General features: G+C 71.2%; 21 protein-coding genes. 4 read left to right on the top strand and 17 right to left on the bottom strand.

All coding sequences use genetic code 11. The features are described from left to right. Complete coding sequence (locus tag ABZT14_RS18005) at positions 1-711, bottom strand: MBL fold metallo-hydrolase (RefSeq protein WP_356303391.1); 711 nt, start codon at positions 709-711, stop codon at positions 1-3. A 375-nt stretch (positions 712-1086) separates the two neighbouring features. On the opposite strand from ABZT14_RS18005, the gene ABZT14_RS18000 reads away from it, so the two are divergent. Together ABZT14_RS18000 and ABZT14_RS17995 are read left to right on the top strand one after the other, a co-directional pair. Next, positions 1087-1926, top strand: a complete 840-nt coding sequence (locus tag ABZT14_RS18000) for a peptidylprolyl isomerase (protein WP_356303388.1) — start codon at positions 1087-1089, stop codon at positions 1924-1926. Between the two features lie 235 nt (positions 1927-2161). Further along, positions 2162-3391 (top strand): DUF349 domain-containing protein, encoded by a 1230-nt coding sequence (locus tag ABZT14_RS17995; RefSeq protein ID WP_356303385.1) that lies wholly within the window; start codon positions 2162-2164, stop codon positions 3389-3391. A 120-nt stretch (positions 3392-3511) separates the two neighbouring features. Here ABZT14_RS17995 and ABZT14_RS17990 read toward each other — a convergent pair whose 3' ends face one another. From ABZT14_RS17990 to pgsA, 15 genes are all read right to left on the bottom strand, one after another. Further along, positions 3512-6145, bottom strand: coding sequence for a RelA/SpoT family protein (locus ABZT14_RS17990; protein ID WP_356303382.1), 2634 nt, complete (start codon positions 6143-6145; stop codon positions 3512-3514). A 179-nt stretch (positions 6146-6324) separates the two neighbouring features. Continuing rightward, on the bottom strand, positions 6325-6888 hold the full coding sequence (locus ABZT14_RS17985; RefSeq protein ID WP_356303379.1) for an adenine phosphoribosyltransferase: 564 nt from the start codon (positions 6886-6888) through the stop codon (positions 6325-6327). A gap of 4 nt (positions 6889-6892) precedes the next feature. Then, positions 6893-8107, bottom strand: coding sequence for a protein translocase subunit SecF (gene secF / locus ABZT14_RS17980; RefSeq protein WP_356303376.1), 1215 nt, complete (start codon positions 8105-8107; stop codon positions 6893-6895). Between the two features lies 1 nt (position 8108). After that, positions 8109-9923: a protein translocase subunit SecD gene (gene secD / locus ABZT14_RS17975; RefSeq protein WP_356303373.1), complete on the bottom strand. Its 1815-nt coding sequence runs from the start codon at positions 9921-9923 to the stop codon at positions 8109-8111. A gap of 163 nt (positions 9924-10086) precedes the next feature. Continuing rightward, complete coding sequence (gene yajC / locus ABZT14_RS17970) at positions 10087-10635, bottom strand: preprotein translocase subunit YajC (RefSeq protein WP_356303370.1); 549 nt, start codon at positions 10633-10635, stop codon at positions 10087-10089. A gap of 162 nt (positions 10636-10797) precedes the next feature. Further along, positions 10798-11790: a Holliday junction branch migration DNA helicase RuvB gene (ruvB, locus tag ABZT14_RS17965; RefSeq protein WP_356304075.1), complete on the bottom strand. Its 993-nt coding sequence runs from the start codon at positions 11788-11790 to the stop codon at positions 10798-10800. A gap of 288 nt (positions 11791-12078) precedes the next feature. Beyond that, positions 12079-12696 (bottom strand): Holliday junction branch migration protein RuvA, encoded by a 618-nt coding sequence (gene ruvA / locus ABZT14_RS17960; RefSeq protein ID WP_356303367.1) that lies wholly within the window; start codon positions 12694-12696, stop codon positions 12079-12081. Further along, a complete protein-coding gene (gene ruvC / locus ABZT14_RS17955) occupies positions 12693-13250 on the bottom strand; it encodes a crossover junction endodeoxyribonuclease RuvC (RefSeq protein ID WP_356303364.1) in 558 nt (185 codons plus the stop codon). The genes ruvA and ruvC overlap by 4 nt, the downstream gene beginning before the upstream one ends. Positions 13251-13432: 182 nt before the next feature. After that, positions 13433-14185, bottom strand: a complete 753-nt coding sequence (locus ABZT14_RS17950; RefSeq protein ID WP_356303361.1) for a YebC/PmpR family DNA-binding transcriptional regulator — start codon at positions 14183-14185, stop codon at positions 13433-13435. A gap of 102 nt (positions 14186-14287) precedes the next feature. After that, on the bottom strand, positions 14288-14896 hold the full coding sequence (gene pdxT, locus ABZT14_RS17945; RefSeq protein ID WP_356303358.1) for a pyridoxal 5'-phosphate synthase glutaminase subunit PdxT: 609 nt from the start codon (positions 14894-14896) through the stop codon (positions 14288-14290). A 105-nt stretch (positions 14897-15001) separates the two neighbouring features. Then, entirely contained in the window at positions 15002-15910 is a 909-nt protein-coding gene (gene pdxS / locus ABZT14_RS17940; RefSeq protein ID WP_356303355.1) for a pyridoxal 5'-phosphate synthase lyase subunit PdxS, read from the bottom strand. Positions 15911-16127: 217 nt separating this feature from the next. Next, positions 16128-16679 (bottom strand): hypothetical protein, encoded by a 552-nt coding sequence (locus tag ABZT14_RS17935; RefSeq protein WP_356303352.1) that lies wholly within the window; start codon positions 16677-16679, stop codon positions 16128-16130. After that, positions 16676-17902, bottom strand: coding sequence for a glycosyltransferase family 4 protein (locus tag ABZT14_RS17930; protein WP_356303349.1), 1227 nt, complete (start codon positions 17900-17902; stop codon positions 16676-16678). Before ABZT14_RS17930 ends, ABZT14_RS17935 begins: the two co-directional genes overlap by 4 nt. Further along, complete coding sequence (locus tag ABZT14_RS17925; protein WP_356303346.1) at positions 17899-18852, bottom strand: phosphatidylinositol mannoside acyltransferase; 954 nt, start codon at positions 18850-18852, stop codon at positions 17899-17901. The genes ABZT14_RS17930 and ABZT14_RS17925 overlap by 4 nt, the downstream gene beginning before the upstream one ends. Beyond that, complete coding sequence (gene pgsA / locus ABZT14_RS17920; RefSeq protein WP_356304072.1) at positions 18849-19589, bottom strand: phosphatidylinositol phosphate synthase; 741 nt, start codon at positions 19587-19589, stop codon at positions 18849-18851. Before pgsA ends, ABZT14_RS17925 begins: the two co-directional genes overlap by 4 nt. Positions 19590-19805: 216 nt before the next feature. Here pgsA and ABZT14_RS17915 point away from each other — a divergent pair, with 216 nt between their 5' ends. After that, entirely contained in the window at positions 19806-21989 is a 2184-nt protein-coding gene (locus ABZT14_RS17915) for an elongation factor G-like protein EF-G2 (protein ID WP_356303343.1), read from the top strand. A 235-nt stretch (positions 21990-22224) separates the two neighbouring features. Next, complete coding sequence (locus ABZT14_RS17910; RefSeq protein ID WP_356303340.1) at positions 22225-23901, top strand: hypothetical protein; 1677 nt, start codon at positions 22225-22227, stop codon at positions 23899-23901. A gap of 87 nt (positions 23902-23988) precedes the next feature. Here ABZT14_RS17910 and ABZT14_RS17905 read toward each other — a convergent pair whose 3' ends face one another. Beyond that, positions 23989-24549 (bottom strand): HIT domain-containing protein, encoded by a 561-nt coding sequence (locus ABZT14_RS17905; protein WP_356303337.1) that lies wholly within the window; start codon positions 24547-24549, stop codon positions 23989-23991. Positions 24550-24559: the final 10 nt, after the last annotated feature.

The following is a 24559-nucleotide window of genomic DNA, read 5'->3' as shown; positions in this document are numbered from 1 at the left end:
TCACATTCCTCGTCGGGGAGCGGCGACGCCGTCTCCTCGGCCTTCGGCCACCGCCTTCAGGAAGGGGTTGGTGGCGCGCTCCTGGCCGATGGTGGTCTGGGGGCCGTGTCCGGCGAGCACGACCGTCGAGTCCTCCTGGGGAAGGATCACCCGTGCCAGGGAGTCGAGGATCTCGTCGTGGTCGCCGCCGGGCAGGTCGGTGCGTCCGATGGAGCCGGCGAACAGCAGGTCACCCGTGAACAACACCGGCGGAACGTCGGCCTGTTCGGGCATCCCGAAGGTCACCAGCCCCTTGGTATGGCCCGGGGCGTGGGTGACGGTCAGCTCCAGTCCGGCCAGCCGCAGCACGGTGCCGTCGGTCAGCTCGCGCAGGTCGTCCGGTTCGCCGACGGTGAGGTCGCCCATGATCTGTTGCCCGATGGTCCGGCCCAGGGCCTTCTCCGGGTCGGTCATCATGTACCGGTCCTCGGGGTGGATCATCGCCGGCACGTCGTGTGCCCCGCAGACCGGCACCACCGAGGCGACGTGGTCGATGTGGCCGTGCGTGAGCAGTACGGCGGCGGGCTTCAGCCGGTACTTGGCCAGGGCTTCCTCGACTCCCTCGGCCGCGCGGTGGCCGGGGTCGATGATCACGCATTCCTCGCCGGCGGCGGGGGCGACCAGGTAGCAGTTGGTCCCCCAGGCCCCGGCGGGGAAACCGGCAATGAGCACGTCGCTCCCTCGCTGGTGGTGTGGGCTCGGGCCGCTGTCGGCCCGTGTCACGGCTGCTTGGAGCCTAATGCTAGGTCACCCGCACCGGTGACCGCCGTCGAGTTCCCGCCGGTCGGATGGCCCAACTGCCCTGTGGGGAGGGCGGGTTGGGGCCCCCGCGAGGCCCTGGCGGGTTACCGGGAGGGAGCGGTGCCGAACGGAACGTAGCGGGTGGTGAACGCTTATCCACTCCCGACGGATCACCTCGGTATCATCCCTGCCCGGTTTCATCGCCGGAAGGACGAGGGCGGGCTGGCATCCGGCAGGCGGCGACGGCCGTATACGGTACGGCCAGCCCAGGGATCGCACGACGTACGGCCATGAAGGAGACGACCCGTGGTCAGCAACGAGCAGCGCCGTAAGCAGCTCGCCCGTGAGAAGTACCAGCGGCAGTTGGAACGTCGCGCGGCGCAACGGCGCAAGGGAAGGGTCCGCAACGCGCTGATCGCGGGCGGTCTGGTGCTGGTCCTGGCCGCGGGCGCGGCGTACGCGGCCTCCGGGGGGCTCAACGGCGACGAGGAGGGCAAGGACTCGGCGAAGCCCAGCACGCCCCCGTCACCGAGCAAGGCCCCGGACCCCTGCGACAAGCCGGCCAAGGGCAAGCCCAACGGCAAGCAGTGGAAGAAGGAGCCGGCGATGAAGATCGACAAGTCGGCCGACTACACCATGAAGATGGCCACCACCTGCGGTGACATCAACATCAGGATGGAGGCCGACAAGGCCCCGCACACGGTGAACTCCTTCGCCTTCCTGGCCGGTCAGAAGTTCTTCGACCACAGCCGCTGCCACCGCCTGGTCGAGCAGGGCATCTACGTCCTGCAGTGCGGTGACCCCAAGGGCACCGGCCAGGGCGGCCCCGGCTACACCATCCCGGACGAGAACCTCAAGGACCCCCGGCTCAAGAAGAAGGTCTACCCGGCCGGCACGGTGGCGATGGCCAACCGCTACAACCCGCAGACCAAGAAGGGGCGGGACAGCGGGGGCAGCCAGTTCTTCCTGGTCTACAAGGACAGCCAACTCCCCCCGGACTACACCCCGTTCGGCACCATGGACGCCGCCGGCATGAAGGTGCTCAAGAAGATCGCCAAGGCCGGTTCCACCATGGACCCGACCACCCAGAACACCCCGCCCAACGCCACCGTGGTGATCGACAAGGCCACCGTCTCCAAGAGCTGAGCCCACCCGGGCCCCGTGGACGCTCCCCGGCGGGGCATTCATGGTGCGCGGGATGCGGACAGCGCGGGTGACCTTCGCCTATGTTGGCGTTGTGTAGGGTTCCCGCACTGAGGGCCGAACGGCGCCGAGGCCGCGGAGACCGCGCCCGGCGTACGGCCGGGGCGAATGCCAGACGATCACTGGGGACGATGCCGGGGGCTGCCGCCCTTCGTCGGCATCATGTGGAGGAGGCGCTGTGAGCAGCGATCCGTGGGGCCGCGTCGACGAGAGCGGGACCGTCTATGTCCGTACGGCCGACGGGGAGAAGGTCGTCGGCTCGTGGCAGGCGGGATCGCCCGACGAGGCGCTGGCCTACTTCGAGCGGAAGTACGACGGACTGGTCGTCGAGATCGGCCTCCTGGAACGTCGGGTACGAACCACCGACCTGTCCGCGAAGGACGCCAACGCCGCGCTGGAGCACCTGAGGGAGCAGGTCGACGCCCACCACGCGGTGGGTGACCTGGATGCCCTGCGGCAACGTCTGGACAAGCTGGCCGAGACGGTCGCCGAACGCCGTGAGGAGCGCAAGGCCCGTAAGGCCCGGCAGTCCGAGGAGGCCCGTAAGGCCAAGGAGGACCTGGTCACCGAGGCCGAGCAACTGGCCCAGAGCGACCAGTGGCGGGTGGCCGGCGAACGGCTGCGGGCCCTGGTGGAGACCTGGAAGGGGCTGCCCCGGCTGGACCGCAAGTCCGACGACGAACTGTGGCACCGGTTCTCCCACGCCCGTTCGGCCTTCTCCAAGCGGCGCAAGGCCCACTTCGCCAAGCTGGACGCCCAGCGCGAGGAGGTGCGTCAGCGCAAGGAGAAGCTGGTCGCCGAGGCCGAGGCGCTGTCCGGCTCGCGGGACTGGGGCCCCACGGCCGCCAAGTACCGCGAGCTGATGCGGGAGTGGAAGGCCGCCGGCCGGGCGCAGCGGGAGCACGAGGACGACCTGTGGAACCGTTTCCGGGGCGCGCAGGACGTGTTCTTCCAGGCTCGCGGCGAGGTCTTCGCCGAGCGGGACGCCGAGCAGCGGGAGAACCTGGCCCGCAAGGAGGAGATCGCGGCCGAGGCCGAGAAGCTGCTGCCGATCACCGACCTCAAGTCGGCCCGGTCGGCCTTCCGTTCCCTCAACGAGCGCTGGGACGCCATCGGTCACGTGCCCCGGGACGCCCGGCCCAAGGTCGAGGGCCGGATGCAGACCGTGGAGCGGGCCATCCAGGAGGCCGAGGAGGCCGAGTGGCGGCGGACCAACCCCGAGGCGCGCGCCCGGGCGGCCGGTCTGACCGGACAGCTCCAGGACGCGGTGGACAAGCTGCGCGGTCAGGTCGAGCAGGCCCGGGCGGCCGGCAACACCGCCAAGGCCGAGAAGCTGGAGCGTGAACTGGAGGGCCGCCAGGCCCTGTTGGACCAGGCGCTCAAGGGCCTGGAGGAGTTCGGAGGCTAGGACACCTCCCCGGGCCCGGCGTCAACGGGCCGGTGGACCGACCAGTGGGCCCGCCCCTCGTAGGAGGGGCGGGCCCACTGTCGTCTTCCGGTGGGGCGTCTCCGGTGAGCCCGGCGCGGCCTACGGCTTGCGGGCCGAGGTCACCCGGTAGACGTCGTAGACGCCCTCCACTCCCCGTACCGCCTTCAGCACGTGGCCCAGGTGCTTGGGGTCGCCCATCTCGAAGGTGAACCGCGAGGTGGCGACCCGGTCCCGGGAGGTCTGTACGGCCGCCGAGAGGATGTTGACGTGCTGGTCGGACAGCACCCTGGTGACGTCCGACAGCAGCCGCGACCGGTCCAGGGCCTCCACCTGGATGGCGACCAGGAACACCGAGGACTGGGTGGGCGCCCACTCCACGTCCAGGATCCGCTCCGGCTCCCTCGACAGGGCGTCGACGTTCACGCAGTCCGCCCGGTGTACGGACACCCCGCTGCCCCGGGTGACGAAGCCGATGATGGGGTCGCCGGGTACCGGGGTACAGCAGCGGGCCAGCTTCACCCACACCTCGTCCACGCCCTTGACCACCACTCCGGGGTCGGAGGCGCTGCTCCGCCGCTTGGTGCGGGTGGGCATCGGCGGGGTGGTCTCGGCGATGTCCTCGTTGGCGGCGTCCTCTCCCCCGAGGGCCTGCACCAGCTTCTGCACCACGTTCTGCGCGGAGACGTGCCCCTCGCCGATCGCGGCGTACAGCGCGGAGATGTCCGGGTACCGCATCTCGTGGGCCAGGGTGACCAGGGAGTCGCCGGTCAGGATGCGCTGGATGGGCAGGTTCTGCTTGCGCATCGCGCGGGCGATGGAGTCCTTGCCCTGCTCGATGGCCTCCTCCCGGCGCTCCTTGGAGAACCAGGACCGGATCTTGTTGCGGGCCCGGGGGCTCTTGACGAAGCCCAGCCAGTCCCGGGAGGGCCCGGCTCCGGCGGCCTTGGAGGTGAACACCTCCACCAGGTCGCCGTTCTCCAGGGTGGACTCCAGCGGCACCAGGCGTCCGTTGACGCGGGCCCCTATGGTGCGGTGGCCGACCTCGGTGTGGACCGCGTACGCGAAGTCCACCGGGGTGGCCTCGGCCGGCAGCGCTATCACGTCGCCCTTCGGCGTGAAGACGAAGACCTCGTGGCGGGAGAGGTCGAAGCGCAGGGACTCCAGGAACTCCCCCGGGTCCTCGGTCTCCTTCTGCCAGTCCAGCAACTGCCGCAGCCAGGACATGTCGTTGAGGTGGTCCTCGCCCTTGGTCCCGCCCTTGCCGGAACCCTTGGGGGTGTCGTTGCGGACCTTGGACGCCCCGGCGACCGCCTGCTGCTTGTACTTCCAGTGCGCGGCGATGCCGTACTCCGCGCGACGGTGCATGTCGAAGGTGCGGATCTGGAGTTCCACCGGCTTGCCGCCGGGGCCGATCACCGTGGTGTGCAGCGACTGGTACATGTTGAACTTGGGCATCGCGATGTAGTCCTTGAACCGCCCCGGCACCGGGTTCCACCGGGCGTGCACGGTGCCCAGCGCGGCGTAGCAGTCCCGCACGGTGTCCACCAGGACCCGGATGCCCACCAGGTCGTAGATCTCCGCGAAGTCGCGTCCGCGCACGATCATCTTCTGGTAGACGCTGTAGTAGTGCTTGGGGCGGCCGGTCACGGTGGCCTTGATACGGGCGGCCCGCAGGTCGGCCTGGACCTCGTCGGTGACCAACGCCAGGTACTCGTCCCGCTTGGGGGCGCGCTCGGCCACCAGCCGTACGATCTCGTCGTACATCTTGGGGTAGAGGATGGCGAACGCCAGGTCCTCCAGCTCCCACTTGATGGTGTTCATGCCCAGCCGGTGCGCCAGCGGGGCGTAGATCTCCAGCGTCTCGCGGGCCTTCTTCTCCTGCTTCTCCCGCTTGAGGTAGCGCATGGTGCGCATGTTGTGCAGCCGGTCGGCCAGCTTGATCACCAGGACCCGGGGGTCCTTGGCCATCGCGACCACCATCTTGCGGACCGTCTCGGCCTGGGCGGCCTCACCGAACTTGACCTTGTCCAGCTTGGTGACCCCGTCCACCAGCAGCGCCACCGAGTCGCCGAAGTCACGGCGCAGGGTGTCCAGGCCGTACTCGGTGTCCTCCACGGTGTCGTGCAGCAGCCCGGCCATCAGCGTCGCCGGGTCCATGCCCAGCTCGGCGAGGATGGTGGTGACGGCCAGCGGGTGCGTGATGTACGGGTCGCCGCTCTTGCGCTTCTGGCCCCGGTGCCAGCGCTCGGCCACCTGGTAGGCCTGCTCGATCTGGCGCAGGGTGGAGGACTCGATCTTGGGGTCGTTGCCCCGCACGATCCGCAGCAGGGGTTCCAGCACCGGCAGGAAGGGGCTGGAGCGCTGCACTCCCAGCCGGGCCAACCGGGCCCGTACGCGGTTGGAGGAGCCGGTACGGCCCGACACCCCGGACACCGCGCGGGCCGGGGCCACCCGGTCCGCCGCCGCGTCGGAGCGCCGGCCGAGGGAGGTCGCGCCGTTGGGAGACGTCGGGCGGGCGCGGTCACCCGGCTCGCCCTCCCCCGAGGGCTCCCGCTCGGTCGCGGGCCGCTGGGAGGGGGACGTCTCGGCGTCCGGGCGCTCTCCACGCTGCGGCGTCGCGGCGGCCCGGCGGTCCGTGCCGGACCCGTCGCCGTTGCGGGACGGCGCCGGTGGGGGTTCCGCCCCGGGCGCGTCCTCGTGGGCGGTGCTGAGTGGCTGGGCCTCGTCTGGCAAGTGCGCTCCTCGGGACCCCCACCTCCTACGGTGGGCGGAGAAGGGGGCCGGCCATCAACGGGTCGGGATGCCATGGTATCGGCCACCGCCGTCGGCTTCCCGGGCGGTACCGACGGCACGACTCAGGGGCGGTGCCCACCGAGTGGACACCGCCCCTGAGCTGCGCTCTCACCAGGACATCAGAGGGCGATCAACGCCTCCAGGGCCGCTCCGCGCAGTGCCGGTTCCAGTCGACTTCGGCCATCGAGGAAACCCAGCTCCAGCAGTACGGCGACTCCGGCGACCTCGGCGCCGGACCTGCGGACCAGCTCCACCGAGGCCTCGGCGGTGCCTCCGGTGGCCAGTACGTCGTCCACGACCAGGACCCGGTCACCGGCGCCCAGGTCGTCGGCGTGCACCTCCATGGTGGCGGTGCCGTACTCCAGCGCGTACTCCTGGGCCAGCGTCGGACGGGGCAGCTTGCCCGCCTTGCGGACCGGTACGAAGCCGAGGCCGGCACGCAGGGCGACCGGGGCGGCCAGCACGAACCCCCGGGCCTCCAGCCCCACCACCTTGGTGGCGCCGTGCCGACCGCACAGCCCGGTCAGGGCGTCGACCACGGTGCCGAAGGCCTCCGGGTCGGCCAGCAGCGGGGTGATGTCCTTGAACAGCACGCCCTGCTGGGGGTAGTCCGGCACGTCGGTGATGCGCTCCAGCAGACGTTGCCGGGCACCGTCGGTGAGGGAGGTCAGTATCTCGCTCATCGGGTCACCGTCGCCTTCCCGAAGCCTTGCCGCCCTTGCCACCCCGGCCTCCCGAGCGGCCGGAGCCACGGCCACGGTTGCCCTGGGGGCGGTTGCCGCCGCCCCGTTGGCCCACCACTCCGGGAGCGGAGGTGGAGCCGCTCTTGGCGAGGGTGGGCTCCGGGCCGTCGTCGGAGGAGTCGTCGTGGGCCCCGTCGGAGGAGTCGGCCGCCTCGGGGGCGTCGTCCTCGTCCTGGTGCCCCTCCTGGGCCTCGGCCTTGAGGCGCTTGGTGCGCACCCTGCGGGCCAGGGCCTTCATCTGGGGCTCGCGCTCCTTGAGGTCGGCCACCAGTGGGGTGGCGATGAAGATCGAGGAGTACGCACCGGCGGCCAGACCCACGAACAGGGACAGGGCGATGTCGTTCAGCATTCCGCCGCCGAGCATCCCGCCACCGATGAACAGCAGGCCGGCCACCGGCATCAGGGCCACCGCGGTGGTGTTGATGGAACGCACCAGGGTGCCGTTGATGCTGCGGTTGGCGATCTCGCTGTAGGTGTAGCGGCTCTGCTTGGTGACGCCCCGGGTGGACTCTCTGAGGGAGTCGAACACCACGACCGTGTCGTACAGGGAGTAACCGAGAATGGTCAGCAGACCGATCACCGTACCCGGTGTGACCTCGAAGCCGACCAGGGCGTAGACACCCACGGTGATGGTGATGTCGTGGATCAACGCGACCAGGGCGGCGACCGCCATACGCCATTCGAAGGCGACGGCGAGATAGATCACCACCAGGATCATGAAGATCCCCAGGCCCAGCCAGGCCTTGTTGGCGATCTGCTCACCCCAACTCGGCCCGACCAGCTGGGAGTCGACCTTCTTGGGGTCGACCTTCAGTTCCTTGGCCAGCTCGTTCTGCACCTTGGTGGAGGTGTCGGTGTCGACGCCGGCGATCTGCACGCGCATACCGCCGTTGCCCAACTGCTGGACGATGGCGATCTGGCCGGAAATCTCCTCGGCCACGTCGGTGGTGTGCTCGACCGAGGCCGAGGTCTTGGGCGTGGTGAGCACCGCGCCGCCCTCGAACTCGATGCCCATGTGCAGGCCGCGGACTCCGTAACCGACGATCGCGGTGATGGTGATGAGGATCGAGACGCCGTACCACAGCATCCTCTTGCCGACGAAGTCGTAGCCGACCTCCCCGCGGTACAGCCGGGCGCCGAGATTGCCGAGACGGGACATCTCACGCCTCCTTCGGTTCGGAGTGGACGGCGGACGGACGGCCACGGCGCAACGGGGGCTTGGCCCCCAGGCGCTTGGGGTCCAGCCCGGACCAGCTGTGGCCCTGGGAGAAGAACTTCTTCCGCGCCAGGATGGTCATCAGGGGCTTGGTGAACAGCCAGACCACCACCACGTCCAGCACGGTGGTGAGGCCGAGGGTGAACGCGAAGCCCTGCACCTTGCCGACGGTGGTGATGAACAGCACCGCGGCGGCCAGGAAGGAGACGAAGTCGGCGACCAGAACGGTGCGTCGGGCACGCGGCCAGGCGCGTTCCACGGCCGGGCGCAGGGTCCGGCCTTCGCGGATCTCGTCTCTGATGCGTTCGAAGTAGACGATGAAGGAGTCGGCGGTGATACCGATCGCCACGATGGCGCCACAGACCGCCGGCAGGTTCAGCGCGAACCCGATGGCCGGCCCCAGCAGCGACATGAGGGTGTAGGTCAGGACCGCCGAGACCAGGAGGCTGACCACCGCGATCAGGGACAGGCCTCGGTAGTACACCACCAGGTAGATGACCACCAGCGCGAGGCCGATGGCACCGGACACCAGGCCGGCGTGCAGCTGGTCACTGCCGAGGGCGGCGGTGACGGTGGTGACGTCGGAGACCTTGAAGGACAGCGGCAGGGCGCCGTAGGAGAGGATGTTGCCCAGGTCCTCGGCCTCCTCCTGCTTGAAGGTGCCGGAGATCTCCGCGCGTCCGTCGGTGAGCGCCTGGTTCACCGTGGGGGCGGAGACGACCTCGCCGTCCAGGACGATGCCGAACTGGTTCTGGGGCTGCTGCTTCTTGGACAGCTCGCTGGTGATCTTGCCGAAGTCCTTGGTGCCCTTGCTGTCGAACTCCATCTGGACGATCCAGCCGGAGCCGCGCTCGGTGTCCAGGGCCGCCTTGGCGTCGTCGACGTTCTTGCCCTTCACGGCCACCGGGCCGAGGGCGTACTTGGCGCCGTCGTCCTTGCCGCAGGCCACGATCGGCTCGCTGCCCTTGGTCTGGGCGGCCTTGGCGTTGGCGTCGGCCTTCGCCTTGGGCGTGGAGCAGTCCAGCTCGGCCAGCTTCTTCTGCAGGGCGGCGGGGATACCGGGGCTCTGCGGCAGCTGGTTCTGGAGATCCGAGGGGTCCGGGGTCTTCTGCGGGTCCTTGGACTTCTCGTCCTTGGGGCTGTCCGTGGGGTCGTCGGCCAGCGCCTTCAGGCCGTCGGTGACCGCACGTCCCTGGGTGGAGGGGCTGGACGAGGGTGAGGCTTTGTCGCCGTCTCCCTTGTCGCCGTCTCCCTGATCGCTGTCCTCTTTGTCGCCGTCGCCCTTGTCGCCCTTGTCACCGCTGCCCTTGTCGCCCTTCGAGTCCCCGGGCTTCGGCTTCTTGGTGCCGTCGGCGGCGGTCAGCACGGGCCGGAAGCCCAGCTCGGCGGTGGTACCCACCTGTTCCCGAGCCTGCTGCTGGTTGGTGCCCCGGGGGATGTTGACGATGATGTGCCGGTCGCCCTGGGTCTGCACCTCGGCCTCGGAGACGCCCAGACCGTTCACCCGTCGCTCGATGATACCGACGGCGGTGTCCATGTTGGTCTGGTTGATCGCGTCAGCCTGGCCGGGCTGGTTCTTGGCCTCAAGCGTGATGCTCGTACCGCCGGCGAGGTCGATGCCCAGTCGCGGAGTGGTCTGGCCGGAGAGGAACATCCCCCCGGTCAGCGCCACGATGGCGACAAGGATGAGCAGGAGTGCCCGCCACGGCTTGCCCGCCGAGGAGCCCGAGGCTTTTCGGGACCTTCTTGGTGTTGCCACCTTCTCGTCTCTTCCTGTCCAACCGCCGCACCCCGCCGACCGAAGGTCGACGGGCCTCACACGGCGCGTGAAGTGGTCTTACGGAACCGCCGTGTCGCCGGCTCCGGCCAACCGGTCGGTGGGGGCGACCCAGGCGTCTGACTCGTCTGACTGACACCGCAGCCTACGAGGAGCTGGAGTCCTCGTCCCCCTTGCCCTTGCTGAGGTCAGCCCTCTTGTCGTCCGCCTTCTTCGCCTCCTTGGCACCGGGCTCGCTCGTGGAGGAGTCCTCCTCGGCGTCCCGTGCCTCGGCCGCGTCCCCCTCGTCGGCGGACTTGTCGAGGGTGATCCGGTCCTCGTCCTGGGAGTCGGTCAGCGAGGAGGCGTCGTCCGGGACGACGACGTCCGAGTTCTCGGCGTCCTCGGCCCCCTCGGCCTTCTCCTCGGGCTCGATGCCGTGAACGATGCGGTCGTACTCCTCCCGCTCCAGCACGGCACCCACCGCGTTCTTCGCGTAGTGCGCGTGGACGCCGGGGGCGATCTCCAGCAGTACGGTGTCCTCCCCGACCTCCTTCACCGTGGCGTACATGCCGCCGATGGTGCGGATGCCAGTGCCAGGTTGCATCTGGTTCCGCATCTCCATGGCCTGCTTTTGCTTGTTCTTGGCCGAGCGGGCCATGAGGAACATGGCCCCGATGATGATCAGGAACGGGAGGAGGCTAAAGATGCTCACGACGGAAGAAAGTCCTTCGCACGACCGCGGTGTCACGGCCTATTCGGGGTGGGTTGCCCCTCGGGTAGAGGGAGGGCGTCGGCGGAGTCTAAGCGAGGCTTCGCCGATGGAACAACGTCAAGCATCCCACTGGGGTTCCTGGGTGGGCGACCGACAACGCCGTCAGTTTCCGAACAGCCCCGGCTGCCCCGGTCCGCCGGTGCCCCGCCGGGGTTCGGCCAGTCCCAGGTGCGCCCAGGCGGCGGGGGTGGCCACCCGACCCCTGGGGGTGCGGGCCAGCAGGCCCTCCCGTACCAGGAAGGGTTCGGCGACCTCCTCGACCGTCTCCCGCTCCTCCCCCACCGCGACGGCCAGGGTGGACAGCCCCACCGGTCCGCCGGCGAACAGCTTGAGCAGCGCCTCCAGCACCGCCCGGTCCAGGCGGTCCAGGCCCCTGGCGTCCACCTCGTACACCTCCAGGGCACGGCGGGCGATCTCCTGGGTGATCACCCCGTCCGCCTTGACCTGGGCGTAGTCCCGGACCCGTCGCAGCAGCCGGTTGGCGATCCGGGGGGTGCCCCGAGAGCGGCCGGCGATCTCCGTGGCGCCCTCGGGTTCGGTGACCACGTCCAGCAGTCCGGCGCTGCGGTGGATCACCCGCTCCAGTTCCCCGGTCTCGTAGAACTCCATGTGTCCGGTGAACCCGAAGCGGTCCCGCAGCGGGGGCGGCAGCAGTCCGGCCCGGGTGGTGGCTCCGACCAGGGTGAAGGGCGGGAGTTCCAGGGGGATGGCGGTGGCCCCGGGGCCCTTGCCGACGATCACGTCGACCCGGAAGTCCTCCATGGCCATGTAGAGCATCTCCTCGGCCGGCCGGGACATCCGGTGGATCTCGTCCAGGAACAGCACCTCGCCCTCCTGGAGGGAGGAGAGGATGGCGGCGAGGTCGCCGGCGTGCTGGATGGCCGGGCCGGAGGTGACGCGGATCGGGGCACCCATCTCGGTGGCGATGATCATCGACAGGGTGGTCTTGCCCAGACCGGGGGCGCCGGACAGCAGTACGTGGTCGGCCGTACCACCGCGTTGCCGGGCCGCCTGGAGCACCAGCCCCAACTGCTCGCGCACCTTGGGCTGTCCAACGAACTCGGCGAGGCCCTTGGGCCGCAGGGCCGCCTCGATGGCCTGGTCGTCACCGTACGAGCCGGCGTCAACGAGCCGCTGCGCCTCGGGAGTCGAGGCCCAGCCGGCCGGATCTCCTGGGCTGGCGGGGGTCTGTGACGTCACTGGTCTCTTCCCTCAAGGCGGTGGTGGGCCGACCGGTCGGGGTGCGGCCCCAGGCTACGGGGCGGGGTGGGTACGCGGGACGGGAGGTGGCCGGCGCCGAGGTGACGCGCACGGGACGGGCCCGGGGCGCGCGGCGCACGGAAAGCGCCGTACCGCGAACCGGTCACCCCCTCAACGGGCCGGCTAGCGCGCACGGTTGAGGCTGCGCAGCGCGGCCCGCAGCAACTCGGGGACCGAGGGCTCCCCACCCGCCTCCTCCGCGCGGGGGGCGACCGAGGTGACGGCCTCCTCCGCCTCCCGCTGGGCGTACCCCAGTCCCACCAGGGCGGCCAGCAACTGCTCGCGCCAGCCGGCCGGAGCGGAGGCCGGGGAGGCGGGGCGGGGCTGGCCGACCGAACCGGGGGCGCCCAGCCGGTCCTTCAGCTCCAGCAGCAGCTTCTGCGCACCCTTCTTACCGATGCCGGGAACGGCGGTCAGCGCCTTCTCGTCACCGCTGGAGAAGGCCAGCCGCAACGCGTCGGGGGTGTGCACCGCCAACATGGCCTGGGCGAGCCGGGGTCCCACCCCGCTGGCGGTCTGGAGCAGTTCGAAGACCTGGCGTTCGTCGTCGTCGGCGAAGCCGTACAGGGTCAGGGAGTCCTCCCGCACCACCAACGAGGTGGCCAACCGGGCGTCCTCGCCCGCGCGGAGGGAGGCCAGGGTGCCGGGGGTGCACTGCACGGCCAGCCCCACCCCGCCGACCTCGATCACCGCGCTGTCGGGGGCGAGGGCGGCCACCGGGCCGGAGACGAAGGCGATCATCCGAGGGTGCCCTTCCGCTGGAAGCTGTGGGTTCGGCGTGCTCCTCCGGCGGCCAACCGGGCCTGCTGGAGCCGTTGTTGGGCCGGGGCGCGCCAGATGTGACAGATGGCGAGGGCCAGGGCGTCCGCCGCGTCGGCGGGTTTCGGCGGGGCGTCCAGCCTCAGCAGCCGGGTCACCATGGCGCCAACCTGGGCCTTCTCGGCCCGGCCGGTGCCGGTCACGGCGGCCTTGACCTCGCTGGGGGTGTGCAGGACGACGGGCAGTCCCCGGCGGGCGGCGCAGAGCATGGCCACCGCGCTGGCCTGGGCGGTGCCCATGACGGTACGGATGTTGTGCTGGCTGAACACCCGTTCCACGGCGACCACTTCGGGGCGGTGGGCGTCCAGCCACTCCTCCACCCCCTGTTCGACGGTGACCAGCCGGTCGGGGGTCTCGGCGTCCGCGGGGGTGCGCACCACCCCGACGGCGATCATGTGGAGCGGGCGTCCCGCGCTCCCCTCGACCACGCCCAGTCCGCAGCGGGTGAGGCCGGGGTCCACACCGAGTACTCGCACACGCTTCCCTTCCCGACGGCCTTCGCACACTCGTCCCGCAGGCTATCCGCCGGTACCGACAACACGACGGGCCGGCGGGGTGACCCGCCGGCCCGCGTGTCGGGTGGTTGTGGCCGAGCCCGCGTGTCGGGTGGTTGTGGCCGAGCCCGCGTGTCGGGCAGTCGCCACCGAGCCCGCGTGGCTCAGGCGTCCACCTTGGCCATGACCTCGTCGGAGACGTCGAAGTTGGCGTAGACGTTCTGCACGTCGTCGCTGTCCTCCAGGGCGTCGATCAGCTTGAAGATCTTCCGCGCCCCCTCCTCGTCCAACTCGACCTGCATACTCGGCAGGAAGCTGTTGTCGGCGGAGTCGTAGTCGATGCCGGCGTCCACCAGGGCGGTGCGGACCTCGACCAGGTCGGTGGCCTCGCTGACCACCTCGAAGGTCTCGCCCAGGTCGTTGACCTCCTCGGCGCCGGCTTCGAGCACCGCGCCGAGCACGTCGTCCTCGCTCAGCCCCTCCTTGGGGACGATCACCACACCCTTGCGGTTGAACAGGTACGACACCGAGCCGGGGTCGGCCATCGAGCCGCCGTTGCGGGTCATCGCCACGCGTACGTCGGAGGCGGCGCGGTTGCGGTTGTCGGTGAGGCACTCGATCAGGACGGCGACGCCGTTGGGGCCGTACCCCTCGTACATGATCGTCTGGTAGTCGGCGCCACCGGCTTCCAGACCAGCGCCCCGCTTGACCGCGCTGTCGATGTTCTTGTTCGGAACCGACTGCTTCTTGGCCTTCTGGATGGCGTCGAACAGGGTGGGGTTGCCGTCCGGGTCAGCGCCGCCGGTACGTGCCGCCACCTCGATGTTCTTGATCAGCTTGGCGAAGAGCTTGCCGCGCTTGGCATCGATCACGGCCTTCTTGTGCTTGGTGGTTGCCCACTTAGAGTGGCCGGACACAGCCTCGCTCCTTCGATCTCCCCGACAGAACCAACGCGGGAGATCCTACCGCCAGCCCGTACGGACCGACGCCCCGTGCCCTGGGACAACGGTCCGGTGGCCTCAGTCGCCGACCTCGGACCGCTCCTCGACGGCCTCCCGCACCATGTCGACGAACAGGGCGTGCACCCGGTGGTCACCGGTCAGTTCGGGGTGGAAGGAGGTGGCCAGCAACCGCCCCTGACGTACGGCCACGGGGTGGCCGTCGACCTCGGCGAGGACCTCGGCCGCAGTGGACTCCACCCAGGGCGCGCGGATGAACACGCCCTCCACCGGGCCGCCCTCGACCCCGGTGACCGCGAGTTCGGCCTCGAAGGACTCGTTCTGCCGGCCGAAGGCGTTGCGGCGGACGACCATGTCGATGCCGCCGATGGTCTCCTGGCCCGAGCGGGGGTCGAGGATCTTGTTGGCCAGCATGATCATGCCGGCGCAGGAGCCGTACGCGGGAAGCCCCTCCCGGACCCGCTGGCGCAGCGGCTCCAACAGGCCGAAGGCGTGGGCGAGTTTGGAGATGGTGGTGGACTCGCCGCCGGGGATGACCAGCCCGTCCAGCGCGTCGAGTTCCTCCGGGCGGCGGACCGTCACCGGCCGGGCGCCCGCCTCGGTCAGCGCGGCCAGGTGTTCACGTACGTCGCCCTGGAGGGCGAGGACTCCGACGGTGGGGATACGCAAGGGAACCTCTCTGCCTGCCTGTGCTTCCTGCCGGGGGCCGGCCCGCGCGGGTGCCGCGTGGGCACCGGGCGGGCCGGCTTCCGGTCTCGCCGGGGTGTGCCGGTGTCACCAGCCGCGGTTGGCGTACCGCTGGGCCTCGGGGAGGGTGTCGCAGTTGATGCCCACCATGGCCTCGCCCAGCCCCCGGGAGACGTCGGCGATGATCTTGGGGTCGTCGTAGAAGGTGGTGGCCTTGACGATGGCCGCGGCTCGCTTGGCCGGGTCGCCGGACTTGAAGATGCCCGAGCCCACGAAGACGCCCTCGGCGCCCAGTTGCCGCATCAGGGCGGCGTCGGCCGGGGTGGCGACACCGCCGGCGGAGAACAGCACCACCGGCAGCTTGCCCAGCTCGGCGACCTCGCGCACCAGCTCGTAGGGGGCGCGCAGTTCCTTGGCGGCGGCGTACAGCTCGTTGTTGTCGAGTCCCTTCAGCCGGCCGATCTCGCCCCGGATCTGCCGCATGTGGCGCACGGCCTCCACCACGTTGCCGGTGCCGGCCTCGCCCTTGGAGCGGATCATGGCCGCGCCCTCGGCGATACGGCGCAGGGCCTCGCCCAGGTTGGTGGCGCCACAGACGAAGGGGGTGGTGAAGGCGAACTTGTCGCTGTGGTTGACCTCGTCGGCGGGGGTGAGGACCTCGGACTCGTCGATGTAGTCCACCCCGAGGGCCTGGAGGATCTGCGCCTCCACGAGGTGGCCGATGCGGGACTTGGCCATCACCGGGATGGACACCGCGTTGATGATGCCGTCGATCATGTCCGGGTCGGACATCCGGGCGACACCGCCGTCCTTGCGGATGTCCGCCGGGACCCGCTCCAGGGCCATGACGGCCACGGCTCCGGCGTCCTCGGCGATCTTCGCCTCCTCGGGGGTGACCACGTCCATGATCACGCCGCCCTTGAGCTGCTCGGCCATCCCGCGCTTGACGCGCGCGGTACCGGTCTCGGGAGTCTGCGAAGAAGAGCTGGTGGACACGTGTGACCTCACTCGACGAAGGGTGCGATGGGCCGTCGCCGGCCCGCTGACCTGGGCACCGTGGCCGGCCACCGGGGCCGGGCGGGAACGCCCGCGCAGTGCCGGGATACAAGCCAACCGCGTGGGGGCGTACGGCGACAAGGGCCAATTGTCCGGCGGTGGACTGGCCGGCCCGCCGGTTGGCCCGACCCGACAGCACCGGACGGCCCGGACCAGGTCACTCCTCGGGCGCCTGCCCCCGGTCGGTGAGCGCGGGAGGCGGCTCGTCGTCCATCTCGAAGGCGAGCGGGAACGGGGCGTGCCCGGCCAGCCGGAACCAGCGGACCTTGCGGTGCCGGCGTACCGCGCGGGCGGCGCGTACCGCGTCGTTGTGGAACCGTCGCGCCATGGCCACCCGCCGCAGGGCGGCGGCCAGTTCGGTCACCGTCTCGTCCCCGCCGGGGGCCCGGCGCACCACCTCGACCTGGGCGCTGACCGCGAACACCGCCCGCAGTGCCTGGCTCAGCTCGCTCTCGGCGACCTCCCGGGCGTCCTCCTCGGCCTGCCGGGCCGAGCGGGCCGCCTCGTACAGCAGCATGGAGGCGGCCGGGTCGAGCACCCCGGCGGTGGCCAGCTCCTGGGTGATGGAGGCGCGGCGCAGCAGTTGGGCGTCCAGGGCGGCGCGGGCGGTGTCGATGCGGGTGTGCAGCCGGTCCAGCCGGCCGGCGGTCCAGCCGAGGTAGACGACCAGGAGCAACAGCAGTCCGGCGACCCACAGGGCGGTGCTCATGGTCCCTCGCCTCCCCGGGGGTGGCCCAGGCGCCAGCGGCGGGTGGCCCGTTCGTCGGTGGCCACGGCCGCCGCCCCGTCGGTGACCGTCTCGTACACGGCGAGGATGTCGGCGCCGACCGTGTCCCAGTCGAAGCGCCGTACGTGGTGGGCGGCCCTGTGCCGGAGTCGGGCGAGGTGCTCGGGGTCGTCCAGCAGCCGTACCGCCGCCCGGGCCAGGGCGTCGGCGTCGCCGGTGGGGAACAGTTCCCCGACGGTGCCTTCGCCCAGGACCTGGGCGAAGGCGTCCAGGTCGCTGGCGAGTACCGGGGCGCCGGCGGACATCGCCTCGACCAGCACGATGCCGAAGGACTCCCCGCCGGTGTTGGGGGCCACGTACAGGTCGACGCTGCGCAGCAGCCGCGCCTTGTCCTCGTCGCTGACCGTGCCGAGGAACTCCACCCGTCCCCGTACGTGCGGGGGCAGTCCGCGTACCGCCGCCTCCCGGTCCCCCCGGCCGGCGACCAGCAGCCGGGCCCGGGGCAGCCGTTCCAGGATGGCCGGCAGTGCCCGGGTGAGTACCGGCAGCCCCTTGCGGGGTTCGTCGATGCGGCCGACGAAGCCCAGGGTGGGCGGGCCGAAGCTGCCGGCCGGGGCGCGGGTGGCGCCCAGCCAGGGCGGTCGGGGTTCGGCCCGGGCGAAGAAGTCGACGTCCACGCCGTTGGGGATCACCACCGCGTCGCCGCCCAGGTGCTCGACCAGGGTGCGGCGGGCGTACTCGCTGACCGCGATCCGGGCGCTGATCTTCTCCAGCGCGGGTTGCAGGATCGGGTACGCCGCGATCATGGCGCGGGAGCGGGTGTTGGAGGTGTGGAAGGTGGCGACCAGGGGGCCCTCGGCGGCCCAGCAGGCGAGCAGGGCCAGCGAGGGGGTGGCCGGCTCGTGCAGGTGCAGTACGTCGAAGTTGCCCTCGTGGACCCAGCGCCGGACTCGGGCGGCCGACAGGAAGCCGAAGTTGAGGCGGGCCACGGAGCCGTTGTACGGGACGGGCACCGCCCGGCCGGCGGAGGTGACGTAGGAGGGCAGCGCGGGCGTGCCCCCCTGGGGGTCGGGGCTGTCGTCGGAGGGGGCGAGTACGGAGACCTGGTGGCCCCGGGCCAGCAGGTGTTCGGCGAGGTCGCGGATGTGGAACTGCACGCCCCCGGGGACGTCCCAGGAGTAGGGGCAGACGATTCCCACCCTCATACGCCGGCTCTCCCGGGGTGGTCGGGCTCGACCCGCGGCGAGGCGAGGTCGGCCTCCCACACCGGTTGCAGCATGTGCCAGTCGGTGGGGTGCTGGGCGATGCCCCGGGCGAAGGTGTCGGCCAGGGTCTGGGTCATGGCGGCGGCCTGTTCGGCCCGGCCCCCCTTGGACGACGGGGCGGACGGGGTGGGCGGCTCCACCGGGGGGTGCACCCGCGCCACCATGGCCGGGGCCGCCTCGTACCAGAGGGTCACCGGCAGCAGCAACGCCCCGGTGCGCAGGGCCAGTTGGGCGGGGCCGGAGGGCATCCGGGCGGGCTGCCCGAAGAAGTCGACGGTGCCCCCGGCGGCCGACAGGTCACGGTCGGCGACCAGGCAGACCAGCCCGCCCGCGCGCAGCCGGGCGGCGAGGGTGGCCAGGGCACGGCCACCGCTGTGGGGCAGCACCTCCATGCCCAGTCCGGTGCGGTAGGCGACGAAGCGGTCGTAGAGGGACTCCGGGCGCAGCCGTTCCACGACGGTGGTGAAGGGGGTGCCCAGGTGCCGGGTGAGCCAGGCGCCGGCCAGGTCGTAGTTGGCCATGTGCGGCAGGGCCAGGATCACCCCCCGGTCGGAGGCGATGCCGTCGGTGAGGTGGTGGGAGTCGAGGATGGTGACGTGTTCGCCGATCTCCTCCGGGGTCCACACCGGGAGGCGGAAGGACTCCATCCAGTACCGCAGGTACGAGCGCAGGCCCTGCCGGGACAGTTCGGCCAGCCGCTCCGGTGTGGGGTCGTCCACCACCCGGGCGAGGTTGGCCTCCAACTGCCGTACGCCCTGCCCCCGTCGGCGCCAGGTGCGGTACGCGATCTGGTCCCCGAGCCGGTAGGCGGTCGACGCGGGGAGCCGCTTCACCGTGGCCCACCCCAGCCCGTACAGGCCGTCGGCGAACCGTTCGGTGAACGCGGTCACGGGCTCTCGCTTCCCCGGTCGGCGCCGTTGGTTCCCTGGGGGCCGGGCTGACGGTCGGCGCCGTCGCGGTCGCCGTCGCCGTGCGGGGGCCGGGCGGCCGACTCGGCGGCCTCCAGTTCGGCCGACTCCCTGCGTACCGTCACCACCCGCTGCCCCAGGGTCACTATGCTGCCGACCGCCACCACCCACAGCGCCACCGGCAGCAGCACGTGGATGCCGGGCACGCCGAACTTGTCGAAGCCGGACAGGCCGCAGGCGACCAGCGCGATCACCAGGCGCTCGGCCCGCTCCACCAGTCCGTTGACGTTCACCGGCAGGCCGATGCTCTCGCCCCGGGCCTTGGTGTACGACACCACCTGGCCGCTGGCCAGACAGAACAGGGTCACCGCGCAGAGCACCAGGTCGTCGCCCCTGCCGGCGTACCACAGGGCGAGGCCGCCGAAGATCGCGGCGTCGGCCACCCGGTCCAGGGTGGAGTCGAGGAAGGCGCCCCAGCGGCTGGAGCGCCCCAGCTGCCGGGCCATGTTGCCGTCGATCATGTCCGAGAAGACGAACAGGGTGATGACGACGGTGCCCCAGAAGAACTCGCCGATCGGGTAGAAGATCAGCGCCCCGGCGACCACCCCCGCCGTACCGATGAGGGTGACGGCGTCCGGGGTGACTCCCCACCGCAACAGCATCGCGGCGAAGGGGGTGAGGACACGCGTGAAGAAGGCACGCGCGTACTTGTTCAGCATGGCTTCCCAGGGGTTCTCGACAGGCGGGGCGAACGACTCGTCGACGGGCGGGGCCGCCGGCTCGCCCATCGTAGTCAGGCCGCCACCGGCGTGCGTCCCCGCCCCGTGGGGGCGCACACACGACAGGCGGGGCGAACGCCCGCGCCGTATGGACGGGTGCCCATACCGGTGCAAAGCTCGAAGTACCGCGGGTGTCGACCGAAAGGCTTCGGACACATGGGCGACAAGACGAGCACACACCCGAGGGCCGGTTCGGCCACCTCCTGGAACCCCGCCTCGCTGCGGAACGTCGCCCTGGTGGGCCACACCGGTTCCGGCAAGACCACCCTGGTCGAGGCGCTCGCCCTGGCCACCGGCGCCATCAGCCGGACCGGCCGGGTAGAGGAGGGCACCGCGCTGTCGGACTTCGACGACATGGAGCACCGCCAGCACCGTTCGGTCCAGCTGTCGGTGGTCCCGCTGGAGTGGCGCGGCTACAAGATCAACCTGCTGGACACCCCCGGGTACGCCGACTTCGTCGGGGAGTTGAGGGCGGGACTGAGGGCCGCGGACGCGGCCCTCTTCGTGGTGTCGGCGGCCGACGGGGTGGACGCCTCGACCCGGGCGCTGTGGCGGGAGTGCGCCTCGGTGGAGATGCCCCGGGCCCTGGTGCTCACCCATCTCGACGCCGCCCGGGCAGACTTCGCCGAGGTGACCCGCGAGTGCCGGGAGGCCTTCGGGGGTGACGACCCGGACGCGGTGCTGCCGCTGTACCTCCCGCTGTACGGGGAGCGTGACCCCGACGGGCGCGCCCCGGTGGTGGGCCTGCGCGGTCTGCTGACCCGCCGGGTGTTCGACTACTCCACCGGCAGCCGCCGCGAGGTGCCGGACGGGGCGGGCCTGGGCGAGGAGTTCGACACCGCCCGGGCCCGACTGATCGAGGGGATCATCGCCGAGAGCGAGGACGAGACCCTGATGGACCGCTACCTCGCCGGCGAGGAGTGCGAGTGGGACACCCTCATCAAGGACCTGGAGAAGGCGGTGGCCCGAGGGGTCTTCCACCCCGTGCTGGCCGCCGCCCCGCCGGAGGACTCCGGCCGCGAGGGGCTGGGCACCGTCGAGCTGCTGGAACTGGTCACCCGGGGCTTCCCCACCCCGGCGGAGCGGCCGGTGCCCCCGGTCACCACCCCGGAGGGACGGCCCCGGCCGGCGCTGGAGTGCGACCCCGACGGCCCGTTGGCCGCCGAGGTGGTGAAGACCGACTCGGACCCCTATGTGGGGCGGGTGTCGTTGGTACGGGTCTTCTCCGGCACCCTGCTGCCGGACCAGACCGTGCACGTCTCCGGTCACGGCATGGCCGACCGGGGGCATGAGGACCACGACGTGGACGAGCGGATCGGCGGGCTGGGCTCCCCGTTCGGCAGACAGCTCAGGCCCCTGCCGAGGGCGGTGGCCGGCGACCTGGCCCAGGTGTCGAAGCTGGGGCGTGCCGAGACCGGGGACACCCTCTCCGACAAGGGCGCGCCCCTGCTGATGTCGCCCTGGCGGATGCCCGACCCGCTGCTGCCGGTGGCGGTGGCCGCGCGTTCCAAGGCCGACGAGGACAAGCTGTCCCAGGGGCTGGCCCGGCTGGTGGCCGAGGACCCGACGATGCGGCTGGAGCAGAACCCGATGACCCGGCAGGTGGTGCTGTGGTGCCTGGGCGAGGCGCACCGGGACGTGGCCCTGGAGCGGCTGAGCGGCCGGTACGGGGTCCGGGTGGACCCGGTGGAGTACCGGGTTGCCTTGCGGGAGACCTTCGCCGCGCCCTCTCAGGGGCGCGGTCGGCACGTCAAACAGTCCGGTGGCCACGGGCAGTTCGCGATCTGCGAGATCCGGGTGGAGCCGCTGCCGGAGGGTTCGGGTATCGAGTTCGTCGACCGGGTGGTGGGGGGCGCGGTGCCCCGCCAGTTCGTGCCCTCGGTGGAGAAGGGCGTCCGCGCCCAGGCCGAGCGCGGGGTGTTCACCGGCAACCCCCTGGTGGACGTGCGGGTGACCCTGCTGGACGGCAAGGCGCACTCGGTGGACTCCTCGGACGCGGCCTTCCAGACGGCCGGGGCGCTGGCGCTGCGGGAGGCCGCCTCGGCCGGGCGGTCGAGCCTGCTGGAGCCGGTGGCGGAGGTGGAGGTGCGGGTGACCGACGAGTTCGTGGGCGCGGTGATGAGCGACCTATCCGCCCGTCGGGGTCGGGTCTCGGGCACCGAACAGGCCCCGGACGGGGGGACCTTGGTGCGGGCGGAGGTGCCGGAGCGGGAGATCAGCCGGTACGCCCTGGACCTTCGGGCGCTGTCCCACGGCACCGGCTGGTTCAGCCGTACCCACCTGCGGTACGAGCCGATGCCGCAGCAGGTGGCCGCCCGGCTGTCCGACGGGGAGGCCTGAGCGGTACGGGTGCGGGGTTGGTCGAGACGGCCGCACCGGCCACCCCGAACCCGTACCGTTGTCGGGGGCACGGTTGACGGGGCGCCAGGTGTGACGGGACGTCGGATTTCCGCCTGGCGATGAGTCGGCCTTGGGCCCTACGCTGATCACGGCGTAGCAGTCTCACAACAGGTGTGCGCGGCGGGCCGGTTGGGAATCGGGCTGTGGGCGGCACCTTCGGCGGAGTGAGGACACAGTGGCGGGGTTCGACGACCTCAGCGGCAGCAACACCGAGACGGCCTTCGACTTCAGCCCCGGAGCCCAGGTCCCCCTCTCGGGGCCGGCCGGGGCGACCGCGGCCACCCATGCCCTGGCCTCGGCCGCGTACCGGGACGGGTCGCTGGACGACCTGATCAAGGCCAACGGCGAGGCCTCGGTCAAGCCACCGAAGATCTCCCTGTTCGAGCCCAACCTGGGCGAGGCCTTCTCCCGCGCGGTACAGACCCGGCTGCTGGGAGGCGCCCGCAAGCCGCTGATCCAGTCCTTCGGTACGGAACCGACCACCGTGGTCGAGCACTGTCTGGCCGCCAACAGCACCCGCCGCGCCCGGGACATGCGGCTGACCGTGGTGATGGTGCTGTTCGGCTTGCTGTTCCTGCCCGGGGTGCTGCTGTGGCTGGGCGCCTTCCAACTGCGGCGCACCATGGCCGGTTCCCAGGACAAGCGGGTGGGCGCGCTGGGCTCGGTCGTGCTGGTGGTGCTGGGCGGTCTGGCGCTGCTGCTGATGGTCAAACTGCCGGTCCAGGGCTTCTGGGCGCTCTACCTCCGCGCCATGCTGCTGGCGCCCATCATCGGCTGGTTCTGGGCCAAGCGGATCAGCGAGCACTACGCCAAGGACCTGCGGGTCCGCTGGGAGTCCCTGCTCAGCGGCGGTGGGCTGGGCGCCCGTATCCCGGAGGCGGTGCCCCACGACCCGGGTGACCGGGGTGCGGAACGCATCCGGCTGGGGCTGGCCAAGATCGCGGCCGAGCAGCACAGCAACCTGGTCTACTACGCCGGCCCCAAGGGGATACTCGGCATGGGCACCCGCTGGGGCAGCTGGCAGATGGCCGAGGAGCTAAGGCCGGCCGACCCCGACAGCGAGATCCACCCGTTCCGCAGCTGGGACGTGGTGCGGGCGATCCACGACCAGCTGCGGTTGCTGGAGCGCGGCCCGCTGCACACCGGCGGCTTCCCCACCCCGCACATCCAGCACTGGGTGGTGGAGCCCATCGGAGAGGGCGCCAAGGCGGTCAGCCGCCCGGAGGGTTCCGAGATCGAGGCGTACCGCGTCAAGGACTTCGAGATCCAGCGCATCTGCAACGAGCAGCAGTTCGGCTCGGGCAACCGGCACTACCTGGGCGTGCAGTTCGTGCTCTGGGACGGCCAGTTGGTGATCACCCTGCTGATCACGGTGACCGTGCTGCACCACACCCTGCGGGTGGAGGTCACCGGTCACGCCCTGGGGCCGGTGAACCCGCTGTTCACCAGCAAGCCCAAGGCCAAGACCAAGCAGGTCTCCAAGTCGGTCCGCTTCTGGGAGACCCGCGAGGTGTCCCTGCCCCTGGTGGAGACCCCCGAGGTAGTGCGGCTGGCCGCCCGTGCCCCGTTCACCTGGTTCCCCAGCGTGCTGGACTTCCTGGGCGGCAAGCTGTCCCTGCCCGAGCCCTTCGGACTGCGGCACGCCTGGGCGGACAAGCCCTGGCGGCACCGTTTCATGGCGGACGACGCGCTGCGCGCGGCGACCCCGGTGCTGCGGGTGGTGCACTCGGCGGCCCTGGGGGTGCTGCGGGAGAACGGCGTGGACACCACCAACTTCGGCGCCCGCTCGATGGCCCTCAGCGGCCAGGTGCAGGACGCCTCCCCCGGCAAGGCCGACCTGTACGACGCCTGAGCCCCGGCTCCGGCGAGGGACACACAGGTGTGGGGGCCACCCGTTCTCCGGGTGGCCCCCACACCTGTGTGTCGGTGTCCGCCGGGTTCAGCCCCGGGGCCACGCCTCGGACAGCAACGCCCGGGTGTCGGCCAGCAGTTGGGGCAGCACCTTGGTGTGGCCGACGACCGGCATGAAGTTGGTGTCACCACCCCAGCGGGGCACCACGTGCTGGTGCAGGTGGGCGGCGATGCCGGCCCCGGCGATGGAGCCCTGGTTCATGCCGATGTTGAAGCCGTGGGCCCCGGAGGCGGAGCGCAGCGCGACCATGGCGTGCTTGGTGAACTCGGCCAGTTCCACCGTCTCCGGGCCGTTCAGCTCGGTGTAGTCGGCGACGTGCCGGAAGGGGACCACCATCAGGTGGCCGCCGGTGTACGGGTAGAGGTTGAGCACCGCGTAGACGTGCTCTCCCCGGGCGAGCACCAGGCCGTCCTCGTCGCTCTTGGCGGGGATGGAGCAGAAGGGGCAGCCGTCGTCGGCACCCGGGCCACTCGGTTTGTTCTCGCCCTGGATGTACGCCATGCGGTGCGGTGTCCACAGACGCTGGAACGCGTCCGGCGTGCCCACCCCGATCTGCTGCTCCGGCTCGCTGCTCATGCGGGCCAGCATAAGACCTGCC

Source organism: Streptomyces sp. NPDC005438, assembly GCF_040606315.1.
Taxonomy (GTDB): Bacteria; Actinomycetota; Actinomycetes; order Streptomycetales; family Streptomycetaceae; genus Streptomyces.
Note: the sequence above shows the minus strand (reverse complement) of the source record. Positions and strands in the feature narration are given on the sequence as shown.